Consider the following 2,912-nt stretch of genomic DNA (forward strand, 5'->3'; position numbering starts at 1 on the left):
CCCTCCGTCAGCCCTGCCGGCTGCCACCTCCCCCAAGGGGGGAGGATTTTCCGCTGTCGCCGTAACTCATCGCCAACAGGTGCGGCCGCTCCGCCGCGACTTTCACCACCAGTTCCCCGAACAGCCCGTTGACCCAGGCGAACCAGGTGCGGGTGAATTTAGCCGGATCGTCCTTGTCAAAGGCTTCGTGCATGAACCCGGTCCCGGCGTGGGTCGCGCACAGGGTGCGCAGTGCCTCTGCGATCACCGTGTCGTCAGTGCTGGATAGCGCGCGCAGGATGATCGACATGGGCCAGACCTGGCCTTCGCCGATATGCGGCCCGCCGATCCCGGCGGCGGCGCTGCCACGGAAGAACCACGGGTTCGCCTCGCTCCACACCGCCTCTGCCGTGGTCCGCCACAACGGATAGTCAGCCGGCAGGCAGCGCAGATAGGCCAGGCCCAGCAGGCTCGGCACATTGGCATCGTCCATGAACAGGTGGTTGCCATAGCCATCGGTTTCATAGGCAAACACTTGCCGCCCATCGGGCAGGACCATGGTGCCGTGCTTGAACACCGCTGCCTCCACCTCGGCCGCAAGCGCGCTGGCCTCTTGCGCCAAGGCCTCGTCGTTCAACACACTGCGCGCCAACACGGTCAGTTCGCGCAAGGTGGCCACGGCGAACAGGTTACCGGGAATGTTGCAGGGAAAAGTGCAGGCATCGTCCGATGGGCGGAAGGCGGAATGGATCAGGCCAGTCTTGCGGGTCGGCGAGCCCACCCCGGCCAGCGTGGTCTCGGTCGGCTGGGTGGACTGGCGCTGAAAGCGATAGGGGCCGGGTCCGGTCAGGCGCTGCTGCTCCTTGAAGGTCGCAACGATCAGCCTTGCGGCCTGCGCCCAGACCGCATCAAACGGATCGGTATCGCCGCTTTCGCGCCAGTAATCGTGCGCCAGCCGCAAGACATAGCACAGCGAATCGACCTCCCACTTGCGTTCGGCCACACCGGGTTTCATCTCGGTCCGGTCACTCTTGGCCCAGTGCAGCCCGGCACTGCTGGACAGATCGCGCAGGAAAGCATTGGCATAAGGATCGGCCAGCACGCAGCGCGCATGGCGGCGGATCAAGCCGCGAAACACCCGGCGCAGCTGCTCATCCTGCCGCACCAGATGCAGGTAGGGCCGCAGTTGCGCCGAACTGTCCCGCAGCCATAGTGCATCGATGTCCCCCGTGATGACAAAGGCATCATCATGCCCGTCATGCTCGCCCAGGAACACCGTGGTATCGAGCGTGTTGGGATAGCAGTTGCCGAACATCCAGCGCAGTTCCGGATCGGCAATCAGCGCCGAAACGCGGTCGAGCTCACGCTCGACAGCTTTGGAAAGGAACCGGCGCTGACCCGGCGCGGGGCGATTGGACTGGAACATCTTGGCCCCCTGGCTGACCACTTGCGCCCCCGCCCCCATCGGCCAGAACAGCGCGGCGGCGCTGGCCATGATGAACGAACGGCGGTTGGTGGCGGAGCGTTGCACTGCGCCGCAGGGTGAAGGCTTTGCCGCGACGGTTCAAGCCCTTGCTGGCAATTCCTGTCGGCACCGGTTACGCCAGACGGGTCATTTTCCGCGCAAGGAACGCACCGCCATGACCGACAACCGCCTTGAAGCACTCGAACGCCTTGCCGCCCTTCACGCCGCGGGCACGCTCAGCGATGACGAGTTCGAGGCAGAGAAGGCCCGCCTGCTCAGCGGTGAAGGCGCGGGCAAGCCGTGGCTGCGCTATGCCGGAATCGCTGCGGGCGTAATCGCGCTGGCCCTGGTCGGCGGCTGGGCCGTGCAGCGGGCGGTCGGCCCCGTGGTCGATCAGACCGCGGCCGAGCCTGCCCCCACCAGCACCCCCGGCGATGCCGGCGCCGCGCTGGTCCCAAGCCCCAGCCCCAGCGCGAGCGAGGATCCCTATGCCGGCGCGCAGATGACCAGTTGCCGCCAGGGGCAGTGCCAGTGGGAAAAAGTGCTGAGCACGGTCGATGTCGACCAGAACTCGCTTGGCACACTGCGGCGGCAAGAGGCGTGGTCGGGTACGTCCTATGACGCGGATGGCACCGGCAAAGAGCCTGCCAAGCCCGAAATCACCTGGGAAAAGGCCAAGGTCCAGACCTTTGTCTTCTGCTCCACCGCACAACCCGCCATCGCCTTTTCCAACCATTGGGAAGGCGGCGATGGCAGCTGGACCGGGCACTGGCTCGATCTGTACCAGACTGATGGTTACATGACTGATTCGGCGCGGATTTATATGCGGGTGTGTCACAACGTCGATTACTTTCGCCCCGACATCGACAAGGTCCTGACCCGCATGGGCTATCGCCCCGGCACGCCGAGCGGACAGCACGACCTGCGGCGACCGGAGGAGATCACCGACTTGCCCAAGGTTGAAGAACCAGAGGGCTGATCTCAACAATCCCTCTCCATTTTTCCCGCAGGGACAAATGGGGAGGTGGCATTCGCGTAGCGAATGACGGAGGGGCGATTGCCAAGACCGCGCCAACCCAAAAACACACCGCGCGCCCGACAGCTCCGGCGCGACATGAGCCTGCCCGAAGCCCTGCTCTGGAACCTGCTGCGCGGCTCGCCAGAGGGTGTGAGTATCCGCCGGCAACATTCGTTTGGTCCCTACGTGCTCGATTTCTACTGTCCGCAGGCCAAATGCGCGATCGAGATTGACGGCATCGCGCACGACATGGGCGACAGGCCGCAGCGCGATGCGTTGCGGGCGGCGTGGCTGGAGGAACAGGGAATCGCGGTAGTGCGCGTTCCGGCCAGTGAGGTTCTGAAATCGGCGCAAGACGTGGCCGAGGGGATTGTGCGGTACTGCAAGCGCTGAAGCCCCTCCGTCACGCCTGCGGCGTGCCACCTCCCCATTTGCACTTCGTGAAAATGG

The 2,912-nt window shown here is 64.9% G+C and carries 3 protein-coding genes; 2 read left to right on the plus strand and 1 reads right to left on the minus strand.

The window, feature by feature from the left end:
- Positions 1–7: 7 nt before the first annotated feature.
- A complete protein-coding gene (locus MNBBLIKP_RS01450) occupies positions 8–1,510 on the minus strand; it encodes a glycoside hydrolase family 125 protein (RefSeq protein ID WP_441339260.1) in 1,503 nt (500 codons plus the stop codon).
- Between the two features lie 109 nt (positions 1,511–1,619).
- On the opposite strand from MNBBLIKP_RS01450, the gene MNBBLIKP_RS18165 reads away from it, so the two are divergent.
- Positions 1,620–2,423, plus strand: coding sequence for an SHOCT domain-containing protein (locus MNBBLIKP_RS18165; protein WP_217896639.1), 804 nt, complete (start codon positions 1,620–1,622; stop codon positions 2,421–2,423).
- Between the two features lie 135 nt (positions 2,424–2,558).
- Complete coding sequence (locus MNBBLIKP_RS01460) at positions 2,559–2,855, plus strand: endonuclease domain-containing protein (RefSeq protein ID WP_254912878.1); 297 nt, start codon at positions 2,559–2,561, stop codon at positions 2,853–2,855.
- Positions 2,856–2,912 lie beyond the last annotated feature (57 nt).

The sequence above is a fragment of the Novosphingobium sp. B 225 genome (genome assembly GCF_002198665.1).
Classification (GTDB): Bacteria; Pseudomonadota; Alphaproteobacteria; order Sphingomonadales; family Sphingomonadaceae; genus Novosphingobium.